At 72.0% G+C, this 15,362-nt stretch carries 12 protein-coding genes and 1 pseudogene; 2 read left to right on the top strand and 11 right to left on the bottom strand.

The window, feature by feature from the left end; all coding sequences use genetic code 11:
• Positions 1-11 precede the first annotated feature (11 nt).
• From ACSURM_RS01430 to ACSURM_RS01420, 3 genes are all read right to left on the bottom strand, one after another.
• On the bottom strand, positions 12-932 hold the full coding sequence (locus tag ACSURM_RS01430) for an isocitrate lyase/phosphoenolpyruvate mutase family protein (protein WP_436952631.1): 921 nt from the start codon (positions 930-932) through the stop codon (positions 12-14).
• A 1,089-nt stretch (positions 933-2,021) separates the two neighbouring features.
• Positions 2,022-3,383 carry an MFS transporter gene (locus tag ACSURM_RS01425; protein WP_436952629.1) on the bottom strand — a complete coding sequence of 454 codons (1,362 nt, stop codon included), beginning with the start codon at positions 3,381-3,383 and terminating at the stop codon, positions 2,022-2,024.
• Entirely contained in the window at positions 3,383-4,801 is a 1,419-nt protein-coding gene (locus ACSURM_RS01420; RefSeq protein WP_436952627.1) for an alkyl sulfatase dimerization domain-containing protein, read from the bottom strand. The genes ACSURM_RS01425 and ACSURM_RS01420 overlap by 1 nt, the downstream gene beginning before the upstream one ends.
• Before the next feature lie 149 nt (positions 4,802-4,950).
• On the opposite strand from ACSURM_RS01420, the gene ACSURM_RS01415 reads away from it, so the two are divergent.
• Positions 4,951-6,195, top strand: coding sequence for a PucR family transcriptional regulator (locus tag ACSURM_RS01415; RefSeq protein ID WP_436952625.1), 1,245 nt, complete (start codon positions 4,951-4,953; stop codon positions 6,193-6,195).
• Between the two features lie 278 nt (positions 6,196-6,473).
• Here ACSURM_RS01415 and ACSURM_RS01410 read toward each other — a convergent pair whose 3' ends face one another.
• The 8 genes and pseudogenes from ACSURM_RS01410 to ACSURM_RS01375 all read right to left on the bottom strand — a co-directional run.
• Positions 6,474-7,304 (bottom strand): nucleotidyltransferase domain-containing protein, encoded by an 831-nt coding sequence (locus ACSURM_RS01410; protein ID WP_436952623.1) that lies wholly within the window; start codon positions 7,302-7,304, stop codon positions 6,474-6,476.
• 294 nt (positions 7,305-7,598) lie between these two features.
• A complete protein-coding gene (locus ACSURM_RS01405) occupies positions 7,599-8,249 on the bottom strand; it encodes a DUF4232 domain-containing protein (protein ID WP_436952621.1) in 651 nt (216 codons plus the stop codon).
• 10 nt (positions 8,250-8,259) lie between these two features.
• On the bottom strand, positions 8,260-8,760 hold the full coding sequence (locus tag ACSURM_RS01400) for a MaoC family dehydratase (protein ID WP_436952619.1): 501 nt from the start codon (positions 8,758-8,760) through the stop codon (positions 8,260-8,262).
• Between the two features lie 59 nt (positions 8,761-8,819).
• Positions 8,820-9,794 carry an SMP-30/gluconolactonase/LRE family protein gene (locus tag ACSURM_RS01395; protein ID WP_436952617.1) on the bottom strand — a complete coding sequence of 325 codons (975 nt, stop codon included), beginning with the start codon at positions 9,792-9,794 and terminating at the stop codon, positions 8,820-8,822.
• Positions 9,795-10,385: 591 nt separating this feature from the next.
• Entirely contained in the window at positions 10,386-11,234 is an 849-nt protein-coding gene (locus tag ACSURM_RS01390; protein ID WP_436952615.1) for an alpha/beta fold hydrolase, read from the bottom strand.
• A 97-nt stretch (positions 11,235-11,331) separates the two neighbouring features.
• On the bottom strand, positions 11,332-12,057 hold the full coding sequence (locus ACSURM_RS01385) for an alpha/beta fold hydrolase (protein WP_436952613.1): 726 nt from the start codon (positions 12,055-12,057) through the stop codon (positions 11,332-11,334).
• Positions 12,058-12,233: 176 nt separating this feature from the next.
• Entirely contained in the window at positions 12,234-13,109 is an 876-nt protein-coding gene (locus ACSURM_RS01380) for an alpha/beta fold hydrolase (RefSeq protein WP_436960877.1), read from the bottom strand.
• Positions 13,110-13,385: 276 nt separating this feature from the next.
• A pseudogene (locus tag ACSURM_RS01375) lies at positions 13,386-13,782 on the bottom strand (thiamine pyrophosphate-binding protein); the annotation flags it as partial.
• Positions 13,783-14,231: 449 nt separating this feature from the next.
• Between ACSURM_RS01375 and ACSURM_RS01370 the strand changes: the two are divergent.
• Positions 14,232-15,149 (top strand): glyoxalase, encoded by a 918-nt coding sequence (locus tag ACSURM_RS01370; RefSeq protein ID WP_436952611.1) that lies wholly within the window; start codon positions 14,232-14,234, stop codon positions 15,147-15,149.
• Positions 15,150-15,362 lie beyond the last annotated feature (213 nt).

Below are 15,362 nucleotides of genomic sequence, written 5' to 3'. Positions count from 1 at the left end.
GCTCCGGGTGATCAGCTACGGGGTGCCCGCACGATGGGCCTTTTGTCTTCGGGCATCGACAGGAGCTTCGAGGTCTCGATGCAGATCTCCCCGGCTTCCAGGGCCCGGCCGTGGTCGAGGATGCGGTGGCTGACCTCCTCCATCGCTCTGGTCGCCGCGCGGAGCATCTGGTTGGCGTAGATGATCAGGTTGAAGCCCGCCGCGTGCAGATCCTCCTCGGTGACGGAGGGGTAGGCGGTGGGGATCGCCACCAGGAGGGTGTCCGGGTGACGCTTCCGCAGTTCGCGGGCCAGGTCGAGTACGGGTCCCTCATCCGCGCTGCGGCTGTGCAGTACCAGACCGTCCGCACCGGCGGCCACATACGCACCGGCGCGGTCCAGGATCTCCTGTCGCGGCAGGCCGGTGATGAGCCCCTCCAGACGTGCGATGATCATGAAGTCGGAGGTGGACTGCGCGGCCTTTCCGCGGGAGATCTTCTCGCAGAATTCGTCGACCGACGCCATGGTGTGCAGTCCGTCACCGGGCAGCAGGGAGTTTCGCTTCTCTCCGCTCTTGTCCTCGATCACCACGGCCGAGACGCCACGGCGCTCCATGGCCTTGACCATGTATTCGAAGTGGAGGACCTGTCCTCCGGTGTCCCCGTCCATGACCAGGGGCAGGGTGCTGACGGAGAATATCTGGTCGATCCAGGACAGCCGAAGCTCCAGGTCGAGCAGTTCGATGTCCGGCAGGCCACGTAGTGCGGAGTCGGTCAGCGAACTCGACCAGAAGCCGTGGAACGCCCTTTTGTCCGGCCCTTTGCCTTGGGCGTGTTCTGCGATGACGGCGGCCAGTGGACTGTGCACTTCGATGATGCGCGCGGTCTTTCCTCGGGCGAGGGATTCCCGCAGGGATGCCAGACGGGTCTCGTTTCCCACGGTGGAAATGCTCATTGGTTCCCCTGTCGACGAAAGCGCTCCCTCGCCGGCCGGCAGGTGTCCGGCCCCTCGCCCTCGGGGAGCCGACTACCTTGCCCGGCTCCCTGACCGCTCTTCGGCACGGCCCAGGGGCCGCTGGTCCGCCGAAGGTGACGATGTCAGCGAGAGAAGCATGGTACGAGCGTGAAAATCGATGGCCGACGGCCACGATCTGCCAGGCGATACCGCTGGACTACAGGCTTACCCGCAGGGAGGACCTGCTCGCTCCCTGTGTCACGTGGAGAAAGTGGAACTGCACACAGGGCGCGATCCCCTCTGCTTGCCCCCCTTGGGGAGGTGTCTCTCCCGGTCACGGAGAGGCAGATAAAGGAAATGGTCCGTTCCGTCACTGCGTCAACACCCGTCCCCGCCACCGTAGCTGCCGGGGGTCTGTTTCAGGCCACCTTCCGGACCCTCCAGCGTCGTGCGAGATCAACCTTCCGGACGTCGGGCGGACATGCGTCGTCCACTGATAGTCACCACAGCGAGTGTCGGCGAGTGACCTGGCTCACGTTGGCCCCAGAGTGCGGCCATGGATCTCGGCGGGCAGACGCTTGGTAGGTACATCTATCGCTCACCCAATGTGACCACGCCCGCAGTTGACCGGTTGTCGTTCACCGAGTACCCCCCGATTCGCGGGCGCGGACACCGCGAGCGAGGGGACGCGACGCACGCGTGGGCGCCGCACACCGGTGGGGAGGGCCGGGTGCGGCGCGGGACCTGCTGCGATCGGATGCCGCAGGGCCCGGCATGATCGGCAAAGACTTTCAACAGGATTCTTTACGATTCTTTACGGCCAGGTGGAGGCGGTGACGCCGCGTCGAGCAGGTGTTTGTGGTGCAGGCCCAGGCGTGGTCGGTCCGGACCCGGTGGTCGTCCAGGGCGGCGCACCGCCGGACACCAAGCCGTAGGCAACGGCGACCGCCAGGAGACGGTCAGGGTGTGTCGCCGGAGCGGTAGCCCCTCCCCGTCATGCCGGTTGGGGGCGGGTGTCAGGTCACACGGCCGGCACCGCGCGCGGCGCCGGGGCGGGCACGGGCGCCGGGGCGGCGGCGGAAGACCGGCTCAGTGCGCCACCGGCGCACCCGGCAGCGACGGCGTCTCCGGTACGCCCAGCCGCCGCGCGTCCCGTTCCGGCCGCAGGAACAGCGTCGCCAGGGCGCCCGCGACCGCCAGCAGGGCGGCGGTGAGCAGCCAGCCGTCGCGGTAACCCGCCGCCGCGGTCGGGGCCGCGTCCACGACGGCGCCCAGCACCAGCGGGGCCAGCACTCCGCCGAGCGCGAAGACACACACCAGCGCGCCGAGCACGAGCCCCCGCTGCGCGGGCGGAGTGATCCGGGCACAGGCCGTCTGGCCGACCGTCATCATGACGAGCGCCGGCGCCATCGGCCCGAGCATCATCGGCAGCCGCAACCAGCCGGCATCGGCCGTCGCGAACACCGTCACCGACGCCGCCGACAGCAGGAGCAACAGCCCGGCCCCCGATCCCTCGGGCAGCCGGGGCGGCCGGGCCCGGAGGGCCGCCCGCTGGGCCAGCAGTCCGTGCACCAGCAGTACCGCCCCGTTGGCGACCGCCGCCGCACCCACCGCCAGGCCCGTCCGGTGGGCGTCCCAGCCGAGGACCGTCTCCAGATAGTCCGGCAGCCAGGTCAGCTTGGAACTCATCAGCCAGTACGCGGCGAACGAGCCCACGCTCGCGGTCAGGAAGGTGCCGCTCAGCAGGATCCGCCGCAGCGGCACCCCGGGGACCGGCTCCCGATCCCGTGCCGCCGGTGTACTCGCCGCCGGTGCCCCCGTCACCGTCCCCGCCTCCGAGACTCCGCCCGCCGTCGCGCCCACCGGTGGCGCGAGCGGCCCCTCCGCGCCGTACCGCCGCCAGAGCACCGCCCACACCAGACCGGTCAGGCCGACCGCACCGAACGCCCAGCGCCAGCCCCCGACCGAGATCACCGCGGACAGGACAGGTGCCGCCACCGCGACGCCCGCCGCCGCGCCAGCCATCAGGACGGCCGTCGGCAGGGTGCGTTCGCGCTGCCCGAACCAGCCGTGCAGATGGTGCACGGCGACCGGCGCCGCCGGACCCTCGGCCGCGCCGAGCAGCACCCGGGTGGCCACCAGGGTGCCGAAACCCGTGGCGGCCCACACCATCGGCAGCTGCGCCGCCGACCACAGCACGGCCATCACGAGCAACAGCACCGAGGTGCGCACCCGGCGCGTCAGCGCGGACACCACCAGCGCCGACACCGAGAACAGCGCGAAGAACGCCGCCTGCGCCGTGCCGAACTCCTGCCGGGAGATGCCGAACTCGCGCATGATCTCCGGCCCGGCGAGCCCGAGGACCGACTTGTCCGCGAAGTTGACCAGCATGAAGCCGAGCAGCAGCCAGGTCGTGCCCCACGGGCCGGCCTTCGCCGTCGCGCCGGTCATCAGCGGCAGCCGTCCTCGTCCGCCGCGCCGCCGCCCACGCCCGGCCCGGCCACGCCCACGCTGATCGCCCCTTCCGCGCGGGCCCGGCCCTCGGCCGAGCGGGTCAGCTCCGTCGTCACGTCCGTGCCCTCGGCTACGGCCGCCGACTCGGCCGCCGCCCAGTGGAAGATGCCGCGCGCCATCGTCGATGTCTCCCGCGCGGCCCGCGTCGCGTACACCTCGGCCCGGATCCTGGCCACCGCCGTGTCCTCGGGCGCCGCCAGGGCCGCCGTCTCCACCAGGTGAGAGGCGAGCCGCAGTTCGCCTGCGGCCAGCAGCCGCTCGGCGCGCCGGGCCAGGGCGAGGGCGCCGCCGGCCGCGTCCGCCAGCTCCGCCGCCACCGCAGCCTCCGGGGCCGGCTTGAGGTGGGCCGGGTTCTGGTCGTACCAGCCGCCCCACAGTCGCCACAGGTTCCGTACGACGAACTCCGGCTCGTCGTAGGCCGGGTGGAGGTACGGCTTGGCCAGCAGCTCCTCGGGCACGCGGACGCCGTGGATGACGGCGTCGAGCCGCAGTCCCCGGTTCATCAGCTCCCGGGTCTGTGTGCACAGCGTCTCCAGGAAGGTCGCCGTGTCGTCCAGGGCCTGGGCGACACGGTCCGCGCCGATGACGGGGATGCCGTGGCCGGGGAGCAGCACCTCGGCACCCAGCTCGCCCATCGCGCGCAGGGCACGCGCCCACTCCTCCGGGTAGCGCTGCACCTTCTGCGGGTTGCCGGCGTTGGGCGAGTTCCAGATGAAGAGATCACCCGTGCAGAGGGTCTTCAGCTCCGGCACCCACACATAGGTGTGGTCGTCCGTCTCTCCGCGTGCGTGGAACAGCTCGAACGTCAACGCACCGTGACGGACGGTCAGCCGGTCCCGGTACGTGGTGTCGGGGTACCGGTAGGCCGTCGGCCACTTCAGGCCCGGAACGCCGAACTGGCGGCGGTTGATCCAGGAGTTGTAGCCGGCGGTGTCGGTGTAGCGGTCGAAGCGGGCGGCGACCGCCTCGTGGGCGATGACCTCGGGCCGGACCGGCTCCGCGTCGAAGGGAGCGACGCCGAAGACGTGATCGACATGGCCGTGGGTGTAGACCACGGCACGGACCGGGTCGGGACTGAACGCCCGTACCGCCGTGTGCAGCCGTTCCGCCGTGCGGATGTCACCGGAGTCGACCAGGACGAGCCCGGCACCGGTGTCGAACGCGGCCACGTTCGCGAAGGCGGGGAAGAAGCCGGTCCGGTCCCCGATCGGGATCAGTTCGTCGGAGGTGAAGGCGCCGGTCAGATGGGGCAACAGCGTCTCCTCGCCCCGCCAGACGCGGTCCGCGTACGCCAGATAGTCCTTCGGCTCGTATGCCGGGGGCGCCGGGCGCGTCGTGGGGTTGTGCTCGGTCATACCGATGGCTCCTTCGCTGCGGTGCGGTGTGCGGGGACGGCACCGAGTCTCGGCCGCCCACGTCAGGTGCGACACCCCGTCGCGTCACAACTCCCGGGCCCGGGTACGGTGATCCGTCACAACGGCGGCGACGAGCACAGGGAGCGAGCGTGCGGGAGATCTCCGAGGCGGCCCGGGCGCTCGCGCTGCGCTGCGAGCCCGAGGTCAACGCCCTCGCCCGGCGGATGTCCCGGGAGACCTTCGAGCAACTGCCGGGATACGCGGCGCTGCCCGACGAGATGAAGGACCTGGAGATCGCGGCGACCGTACGCCACGGGGTACGGCTCTTCCTGCGCGGCGTCGTGGAGCGATCCCGCCCGGCGGACCCGGGGGACGCGGCGGGTGCGGCCGGGACGGGCGGCATGCGGCTCTTCCGCGAACGGGCCGCCCAGCGCGCCGAGGAGGGCATGCCACTCCACCTGCTGCTGCGCAGCCATGCCCTGGGCATGTACGTGCTCTGGCAGGGGCTGCGGGAGTCGGCCGCGCCCGGCGAGGAGGCCGCCCTCGTCGAACTCGCCGACCTGCTGCTCGGTTCCCACCACGGGATCGTCGGCGCGGTCGCCGAAACCTACCTCGACGAGCGCTCCGCCATCGACGCCGAACGGCGTGCCCACCGCCGCTCACTGGTCCGCGGACTGCTCGAGGGCACCCTGCCGCCGGGACACGTACTGCTCGAACAGCTCGGCCTCGAAGGCCCCTGTCTCGTCCTCGCCGTCGGCACCACTACCGGTCCCGGCCCCGCCGCAGGGGCGCCGTCGGGAGAGGAGGGCGCCGTCGCCGCGCGCCGCCGGCTGCGCCGCGTCCAGACCGCGCTCGACCACGCCTTCGGGGTGGAGGTGCCCTCCCTCCTCGACGCCGGACGTGACGGCGGCCGGGCGATCGTGCCCGGGGCCGCCGAAGCCCCCGATGACCTGGTGACACGGCTGTCGAAGGCGGCGGGCGGCCCGGTCCGGATCGCCGTCGTGCCGGCCGCGGCGCCCGCCGACGTGCCGGAGGCGGCGCGCACCGCCGGGGAGATACTGCGCGTCGCCCGGGCCTGCGGACTGCCGCCGGGTCAGCACCGGCTGGACGACGTGCTCCTCGAATACCATCTGTCCCGGCCCGGCGAGAGCGGCCGCCGCATCGCTGCGCTCCTCGACCCGATCGCCGACCGCCCGGAACTGCTGGAGACCCTGCGCGTCCATCTCGGCCACGGCCAGGACCGGCGGGCGACCGCCCACGCGCTCGGCCTGCACCCCAACACCGTCGACAACCGGCTCGCCCGCATCGCCGAACGCACCGGCATCGACCTCGCCTCGCCCAAGGGCACGGCGACCGCCATCGCCGCGCTGCTGCTGCGGGAGACCGCCACCTGACGCCGCCTCATCAGCGCCCCTTTGAGCCGATCCGGCCCGGCGGAAGCCGACCGGTCCGGCAGGGGCCGGCCGGACTCGAAGGCTCTGTTCGGTGGACGATGTCCGGCAGCGTCAGCACCGCCAGGCACTGGAGTGCTTACACCCGGGCCAGGCGTGTCGCGTCGCCCGGCTTTCCGCACGCCGCCGCTTGCGCGGCTCCTGTTTCTTCGCCGCCTTGGACTTCGGTTTCCGGGGGCGCTTCCAGACCGGCTGCCCTTCCAAGTGGTGGCAGGATGTGGTCAGCGAGGTTCGTTCATGCGGCCGCTGATCTGTTCGTGGAGTTCGTGCGGCAGGTGAATGGCCCAGCGGTCGGCGGCCTCGGAGGCCAGCTCGCGGCTCCAGCGCCAGCTGTTGCGTGCCGCCGTGCGCACGTCCTGGTCGCGGGCGACAGCTGTGGTGGCGACGTAACGATGACGGTCGGTGTCGGGCAGGTCCTGTTCGAGCGCGCGGCTGGGGGTGAGCCAGTGGGCTGTGCTGTTGCGCAACAGGCGGCACAGCTGCAGTTGCTGGGGCGCGATGACGGTGTGCAGCAAGGCATGGGCGCGGGCGATCTCGCCGCGGGCCAGTACATGGGCGAGCATGAGGGTCCAGTTGGTCAGCTCGTTGGTGAGCTGCTGGGCGGTGGTCACCGGCTCGGGCGGCTGGAAGGTGGCCAGCTGCCGGGCGGCCTCGGTGAGTCGGCCGGTGCGGTCGAGCAGGACGGCGTCGTCGGGGCGGGGTAGGTGCACCATGCCTTGCCAGGCGGGGACTTCGTCGATGCCGGTACCGGCGGGAGTGAGGTGGAACTCGCCGCGCATCAGGTCGTCGAAGACGACGGCGAGGATGCCGTACATGTTGGTGTAGGAGAGCTGGAGCGGTGCGAGCTGTGACAGGAAGCCGGGGCCGTCGAAGTCGGCGAGGCGGTCGTCCTGGATGTAGAGGTATGCCTCGATGTCGGAATGGGCGTCGGCCTCGCCCACGGTCCACGAGCCGTAGAGCAGTACGCCCTCCAGCCGGGTGTCGGCGTGGGCGAGCTGTCGCAGGCGTGCGATGCGGTCGTCCAGGGCGGAACGGGCAGAGTGAACGGACATGGTGTGGTCGTATCTCCTGAGATGGGCGTGCGGACACGCTGACGGAACCCGGCACCTGCCGGGCGGATGTCTGTGGACCGTCGCGGCCCGCTCAGGAGAAGTTGCCCACGATCGAGATCATAGGGGACGGCTCAGCCGGGTGGAGGATTCGATGCCCTTGCGGGCGATGCGGTGCCGGATGCCCCGCTTTCGGCGCTTCCGGCCCGCCCACACGCGTCCGGCCCGGCTGCGCGTGGCAGCCGGGCCGGAAGCGTGTCGGCGCCGGTCAGCTCGTCCCCATACCGGTTCCTCCTCTCAGTCGCCGTCACCCGGACGGAACGGGGTCACGGCGGGGACGGACGCCTTTCCCGTGTTGGACACCGCACCACCGGCCCAGCGCACTGGGAGCGAGGCTGTCTCGTCGGGCGGGGTGACGTGCAGTCCTGCCGGGATCACCGTGGTGACCCCGGTGAGCGCGGGATTGGTGTAGGTCAGCGCCGACCAGGCACTGGCACCAGGTGCGAGCGTCACTGTCCGCGGTTTCTCGCCGGTGGCTCGTTCCGGGGCGGGAGTGACGGTCTCGCCCGCCGCGTCGACGAATGCCACCCCGGGGAAGCCGTGCACCGTGCAGGTGCGACGGGAGCTGTTGGTCACGACCAGCGCGAAGGAGAACTGCCCCGCGCCCGGCCGGTTGGTGCCGACGGACGCACTGAGCTCGGACGTATGGCAGCGCCCGGGTACGCCGGGGGACGCCGAGCTCGCCGTGCCGGGTGAGGCGGTCGCCGTCGGTGGTACGGCCGGCCCGGCGGTACCACCGGCTGCCGGGCCCTCGGCCGACTCCCCTGGCGAGGGTGTCGTGACCGGGGACGGGTCGCCTCCGACGGAGTCGTCGGCGTCCTGGCCGGAGCACCCGGCCAGGACGGCACACCAGGCCAGCGCGGCCGGCAGCAGCAAGCGGCGTCTCATGGCGGCCACCTCACCGACGCCGCAGCAGGTACTTGTGCTGCCCGGACAGCACCAACTCGCCGCGCTGGTTGTGGATGGTGGCCGACGTCGTCACGACGCCGTCGTCGCCCTGGGCGTCCAAAGCGGTGACGGTCAGGGCCGGGTACAGGGTGTCACCGGAGTGTACTTCGCCGAGGAAGGTGCAGGACAGTTCCAGGAAACGGATGAAGACCTCGCCGATGACGTGGGGGAACAGGGTGGCTCCCGGCGCGGTGAAGGCGAGCACCTGCAGGCCGTGCACCACGGGGGCGGCGTGGCCGTGCCGTCGGGCCCACTCGGCGTCATAGTGCACGGGGTGGTTGTCCGCGGACACTGTCTGGAAGGCGGCGGCGTGAGCGTCGGTCAGCGTGCGGCTGGGCGCGCGGAATACCTCGCCGACGCTCAGGTCGTCGAAGGTCCGGGCCGGTACGACCAGGAACGCCTCGGGATCGAAGCCGGTCGTCGTCGGAGCCGCTGAGGAGGGCTGGGTCATGGGTTTGTCCTCTCGTACGAGGGGTGGTCCTGCCGCCGCGCGGGGCGGCAGGGTCGCGGCTAGTTGCCCGGAGCGATGCGGGCCGTCAGGAGGTTGGGGTCCTCGTTGGTGAAGTAGGCACCGCTGGCGATGTAGGCGGTACGGCCTCGCACGGCGAGTGAGGTGGGGTTCCGCAGGCCGTCGGTACCGGTCAGGACGACTCGGTGACTGCCGTCGGGCTCGACCCGTGCCACCTCGTTGTCGGCGTTGATCGCCGCGAGGAGGGTCTCGCCCTGCCCGATGAAGGCGAAGTCGTCGATGTTCGCCAAGCCGGTAGCGCGAATCCGCACCGGGCCGGCAGTGCCACGGGGGGTGAGCGGTATGCGCAGTACGGTGCCCTGGTCGAGGTTGGAGACCCATACGGCGCCGTCGTGCACCTTGACGCCGTTGGCCCCCAGGAACCCGGTGGCGTCCAGCTCAGGCGCATCGGCCCAGCGCGTGGCCCTGCCCCCGGAGAGCGGTATCCGCCACACCGCGCCGAGAACCGAGTCGGCGGCGTAGAGCGCGCCCGTCCGCTCGTCCAGGGCCAGCCCGTTGGGCAGACCGTCGGCCGGGAGTGCGGCGATGCGCCGAGGGGCGCTTCCGGGGCGCAGGCGCCACAGACCGGTGAGGTCGGCGCTGCCGGTCGCATACAGGAAGTACAGGGTGCCGTCGTGAGCGCGGACGATGCCGCCGAGGAACGGCGAGGACAGGGCAGGGGTGACCGCGCCGGCCGGGGGCTCGGGCAGGGTGGCCAGGACGTGGACGGTGCCGTCGGGGGTGATGCGCGCGACCTGACGGCTGTAGGCGAAGGTGACCACCGCCGCGCCGCCGGGTTCGAGGGTGATGTTCTCCGGGCGCTGCCCCTCGGCGATGTCCAGGTGCGCCAGGAAGCGGACGGCGTTGTGCGAGGAGGCGGGGGCCGGGGCCGCGGGACCTGCCGCGGTCACCGTGAGGGCTGCGGTCAGGGCCGAGGCCAGGAGGCCGGCGGCGATTCTCGGGAGGGCTGTGGGCATGTGCGTGCTTGTCTCTTTCTCGAGGATGTCTGTCGGTGGTCGATCGCAAGGTGGGGCACCACGTGGGCGACGGCAGGTGGCCGGCGGGATCGCCGTGTCGGCCGGAGGACACCGTCGGGATCGGGGCGGGCGGGTTCCGGGCCGTGCCCGAGGTGGCGAGGGGGAACTCGAAATGCGCGCCGATTCGCCGGATGCGCCGGTCGTACGTCGAGCAGTGGGCACGTGGAACGCCCACAGACCAGGGGCCGCCGACGCGCCTCGGTTGTCTCCGCGCGCCCTGGTTCTTCGCTCTGAGCGTCGCACCCGGGTGATCCGCTGCCCGACCGGCCGGACACGCCGTGACAGGCGAAGTTCCGTGCGTTCCCCGGCAACGCCACCGGGGCGACGCCCCTTACGCTGCGGACTCCCACCTGTTGAGCTGACGCAGTCGGCGCGCAGGGCGTCCGGTGTGCCGGACGCCCGGGCGTCGGGGACCCGGTCGGCCGCGGACGCCTCTTGCCCGCTTCCCGAGGCCGGTCGGTCACGACCGCAGGGAGCCCGTCGTCGGGCGCGACGCCGTCGTCGCGCGCGGGAACGAGTGAGCGGTCCGGGTCAGCACACGGAGCGCACGGCGCTCAGGATCAGATCGGTGACGGGCCCGGGGTCGCTCACCGACACCGCGTGCGGGGCCCGGACGGCGACGGTGCGGGCTCGGGCGCGCGCGGCCATCCACCGCTCCGCGGCCGGCGGGATGTTGCGGTCCTCGGTCGCCACGAGGTACCAGCTGGGGATCGTCTTCCACGCGGCGGCGGTGGCGGGCTCCTGGAGCGCGGCGAGGGTGATCGGCCGCTGTCCCGCGGCCATGACCTGGGCGGTCCGGAGGGGGACACCGGCCGCGAACTGGCGTCGGAACAGGTCCTTCCTGATGATCAGTTCCTCGCCCTGTCCGCCGCCGGGCAGCGGGTAGTTCTGGGTGACGGTGGCCTGTCCCAGGGTGCTTCCGGGGAATTTGCCGGTGAGCTGGAGCGCGCTCTCCCCGACCTCGGGCACGAAGGCGGCGATGTACACCAGGGCCTTGACGTGCGGGGCGTCGGACACGGCCTGGCTGATGACCGCTCCGCCGTAGGAGTGCCCCGCCAGCACGACCGGTCCGGTGACACTGTCCAGGACACTGCGGATGTAGGCGGCGTCGCTGGCCAGTCCGCGCAGGGGCAGGGCCGGCGCCAGCACCCGGTGGCCGTGCCGCTGGAGGCGCTGGACGACGCCGCTCCAGCTGGAGGCGTCGGCGAACGCGCCATGGATCAGCACCACGGTGGGGGTGTCCGGGCGCCCGTGCGGTCTGCCCGGGCGGCGGTGGGACGTCTGGGCCGGTGCGGCGTACGCGACGCCCGAAGTGCCCAGCGCGGCGGCGCCGGCCAGGAGGGACGTGGTCACGGTGCGGCGTGAGATCGGTGAGTTCATCGGTCACTCTCTGCGAAGCGGGGTGGAGGAAGGAGAAGGAGGCCGCGCCCGGACGGCCGGGCGGGCGGGCGTGCGGGCGCGGCCGGCAGCCGGGGCCTCAGGCGGAGGTGGCCCGGACGGCTTCCTCGATCAGTTCGACGACGCGCTGGGGGTGGGAGAGCATCACCAGGTGGGACGAGTCGACCTCGACCGTGGTCATGCCGGCCCGCTGGTAGCCGTAGCGTTCCACGTCCGGGTTGATCGTGTGGTCGGAGGAGGCCACCAGGCCCCAGGAGGGCTTGGTCTTCCAGGCGGCGGCCGGGGCCGGATCGGCGAACGCCTGGGCGGCCAGGGGGCGCTGGGAGACGGCGAGGATCTCGGCGAGCCGGGTGTCGACGTCGGCGGCGAAGATGGCCGGGAACTTGTCGGGCCGGACCGACACGTCGGTGCCGTTCTCGGTCGAGCCCTCGATGGGGAAGGGCGTGTAGACGAGGGCGGCGGCGAGGTCGGAGTCCGGGAAGCGTCCCTGGAGCTCACCGAGGCTCTCGCCCTTCTCCAGCGCGTAACCCGCCAGGTAGACCAGCGCCTGGACGTTCTCCTCGGTGCCGGCGACGGTGATGACCGCGCCGCCGTAGGAGTGGCCCACCAGGACGACGGGGCCGGGGATCTGCCGGACGATCGAGGCGATGTAGGCGGCGTCGCCGATCAGGCTGCGGTTGGGGACGGCCGGTGCGACGACGTCCAGGCCGCGGGCGATGAGCCGGGGGATCACCTGTGCGTAGCTGGAGGCGTCGGCGAACGCGCCGTGGACGAGGACGACGGTCGGCTTGGGGGAACGGGACATGGGAGTGCTCTCTTCCGGGGTGATGGTCGGTGTGCCGGACGGCCTGAGCGGACGGCGCGGACTGGATGAGCGGGTTGCCGCTGGTTTCGTCAGGAACCTTAGAACCGGCGCGCTGAAGGCATTTGTCCGTCAGCGCCCCGCTTGTGGACTGTCCGTGCCCGCGAGGGGGACACGGGTCAGCCGCTCCAGTCGGCGAGGAAGTCCAGGAGTTCGCGGTTGACGACGTCCGGTCGTTCCTCCTGGCACAGGTGCCCGCATGGGGCGATGGGCACGCCACGGACGTCGCGGGCCATCGACTTCCACACGTCGAGGACGTCATAGGCCTGTCCGACGGCGCTGAAGTCCTCGCCCCACAGGGTCAGCACGGGGCAGTCGATGAGCCGGTCGGCGTCCTCCTCGTCCTGGGCGACGTCCTGCGGTGCCGCGCGGTAGTCCATGCAGGACCCTCGTACGGCGCCGGGCTGCTGGTAGGCGCGGACGTAGACCGCGATCTCGTCGGGGGTGAGCATGTCGGGGTTGTACGACCAGCTGCGGTAGAAGTGGGTAAGCCAGGTCTCCTCACGGCCGGCGATCAGCGCCTCGGGCAGGTCGGGGACGCCGAGGAAGGTGAAGAACCAGTAGCCCTGCCGGGCGAGGCGCACGTCGTAGGTCTCGGCGATGATCCGGGTGGGAATGTTGTCCATGGCCACGAAACGGTCGATGCGCTCCGGGTGGTCCTTGGCGAACCGGGTGCCGACCCGGGCTCCCCGGTCGTGGCCGACCAGTGCGATCCGCTCGTGTCCGAGGTGATCCGCCAGCGCGACGATGTCGTTGGCCATGGTGCGCTTGTCGTAGCCGGAGGCGGGTTTGTCGGTGTCGCCGTAGCCGCGCAGGTCCGGTGCGATGACGGTGAACCGCTCCGCCAGCACGGGTATCTGCTTGCGCCAGCCGTACCAGGTCTCGGGGAAGCCGTGCAGCAGGTAGACCGGCGGGCCGTGGCCCGCGCTCGCCCAGTGCTGCTTGATGCCGTTGAGTACGGCGGTGTGGTGCGTGACACCTGTCGGATCTGACATGCCGGTGGCCCTTCGGGTCGACGGGGGTGCGGAGCGTGGGTTGCCGTGCGGGACGGGGACGGCGCCTGGCCGTCGTCCCCGTCCCGCACGCGGAACATCGCGGAGGTTCGCCCGGGCCAGGTCGAGCACGCGCCCGGCGCCGCACGTGAGGGCGGGTGCGGCTCGCCGACAGCGCGAACCCGGTGACCTGTTCGGTGGTGATCTTCGGCGGGGTCGCGAGGGCGTGGGGATCGGTGACCACGTCGACCAGGGCCGGCCCGTCGTGGGCGAATGCCTCACGCAGCCTCGCAGTTCATCGTCCGCGGGCCGGATCGTCGGGCGGTCCGGCGGCGTGGCGAGTGCCGCGCCGCCGGCCGGGGCGGCCTGCGCGGCGACGTCCCCGGAATGGCTCTCCTGGAAGTATCCGGTGCCGATCTCGCCGCTCGGGATCTGTGCGGCGGGCGAGGACCGGTGCCATCGAGCGGTGCGCGTCGAACAGGCCGTTGATCAGATGCGGGTTGCCCGGCCCGCACGAGCCCGCGCACGCGGCGAGCCTGCCCGTCAACTGGGCTTCGGCACCGGCGGCGAAGGCCGCGACCTCCTCGTGCCGCACCTGGACCCATTCGAGGGAGTCATACCGTCGGACCGCGTCGACGAGGTCCGCATACTGCTCGGCGACGGTCTGTCCGGCCATGGTTCTCCTCGGATGGTCGCTCACGGGGTCGCGGCCAGGCTAGGAAGATGCCGGGCGGACCGGTTGTTCCTCCGTGCACCACTCGGCGCTCCTGAGCGCACTACTCATGTCCAGGCCCGGTGACGACCGCGCGTGACGCGTCACGCCCCGCGCGTCTCCTCACCCGGTGAAACCGCCCGGGGCACGAGCCTGCGCGTCCCGTTCGGCCGCAGGCGAACCCGCCGCCGTGGCGGAACGGGAAGAAAGACGGGTACACGGCGCCGCCCCTGGCATCCCGGGAGCACCGTGAACGGCCACCAGAGCAGGCCCGACGACCGGTACCTCCGTCAGGGGCCACCGGGAGGGCCGGTCCGTTCGCTGACAGGCAACACCCGGTGCGCTGACGGTAACCTCGCCCGCCTTCCCGTTCCTTACGCTCGGCTGACCTGCTCGCACGGGAAAGGACGGCGATGAAGCGCAAGACGATGGCCTGGGTGCTGCCCACATTACTGGTGGCATTGAGCGTCGTGGGCTCCGGGGCACCGACCTCGGCCCACAGCGAGCGGGCCGCCGCCGTGGTCCCCACCACGGCGGTCGGCCCCCAGTACGACACCACGCACGTCTACGTCACCCCGGGCGACGTGGACACCTTCGTCGCGAGCTGGGAGGCGACCTTCGGTGGCACGCACACCGCGAAGGTCGTCACGACCGTCACCCCCACGCCCAGCAGCACCGAGTCCCAGCTGGTCCATTCGCCCGTCGGCACCCTGTCCGTCTTCGACTTCAAGACGCCCGTTCCGTATCCGTTCGGCACCGAGCGGACGGGCTGGCTCGTGAGCGACCTCGACCGGGGCGTCCGGCAGGCCCGCCAGAGCGGGGCACGCGTCGTCGTGGCACCCTTCGACGATCCCATCGGACGGGACGCGGTCGTCCAGTTCCCCGGGGGCGTCAACGCCCAGCTCTACTGGCACACCAAGGCCCCGTCGTACGCGCCGTTGAAGACCGTGCCGGACAACCGCGTCTACCTGACGCCCGACTCGGTGGGCGAGTTCCTCGGCGCCTACCTCCGGTTCACCGGTGGCCGGATCGTCTCGGACCAGTGGGCGGCGGACGCCGGTGACATCGGTCTGCCCGGCCGGGCCTACCGGCGCATCGCGATCCGCTCCCCGTTCGGCAACACCGTCGTCAGCGTCACCGACGGCCACCTTCCCTACCCGTTCGGCCGCGAGACCACCGGCTACGCGGTGCACGACCTCTCAGCCACGCTGCGCAAGGCCGAGGCAGCGGGCGCGAAGGTGCTGTGGGGGCCGTACACCGCCGAGGGCCGTTCCACCGCGACGGTTCGGTTCCCGGGCGGATACATCGCCGAACTGCACACGACCCACTGACATCCGCCCGACCTCACCCGCGCGGCCGGGGCCCGTCCGGCGGTGGTCGTCTCGGACCGGCCGATGGCCAAGAGCCCGGACCGCACGCGGCAGTTGTGCCCCGCGCACGGCCTTCGTCTCGATCCTGCGGGCGCCGGGTCCGCGGGCGGCCTGGCCGGGAGCACTGGCGGGCTGCCGGGCGTGCTCCCACGCTGTGCGCGCCAGGCCCGGAAC

It is taken from the genome of Streptomyces sp. SudanB182_2057 (genome assembly GCF_964272715.1).
Taxonomy (GTDB): Bacteria; Actinomycetota; Actinomycetes; order Streptomycetales; family Streptomycetaceae; genus Streptomyces; species Streptomyces rubradiris.
Note: the sequence above shows the minus strand (reverse complement) of the source record. Positions and strands in the feature narration are given on the sequence as shown.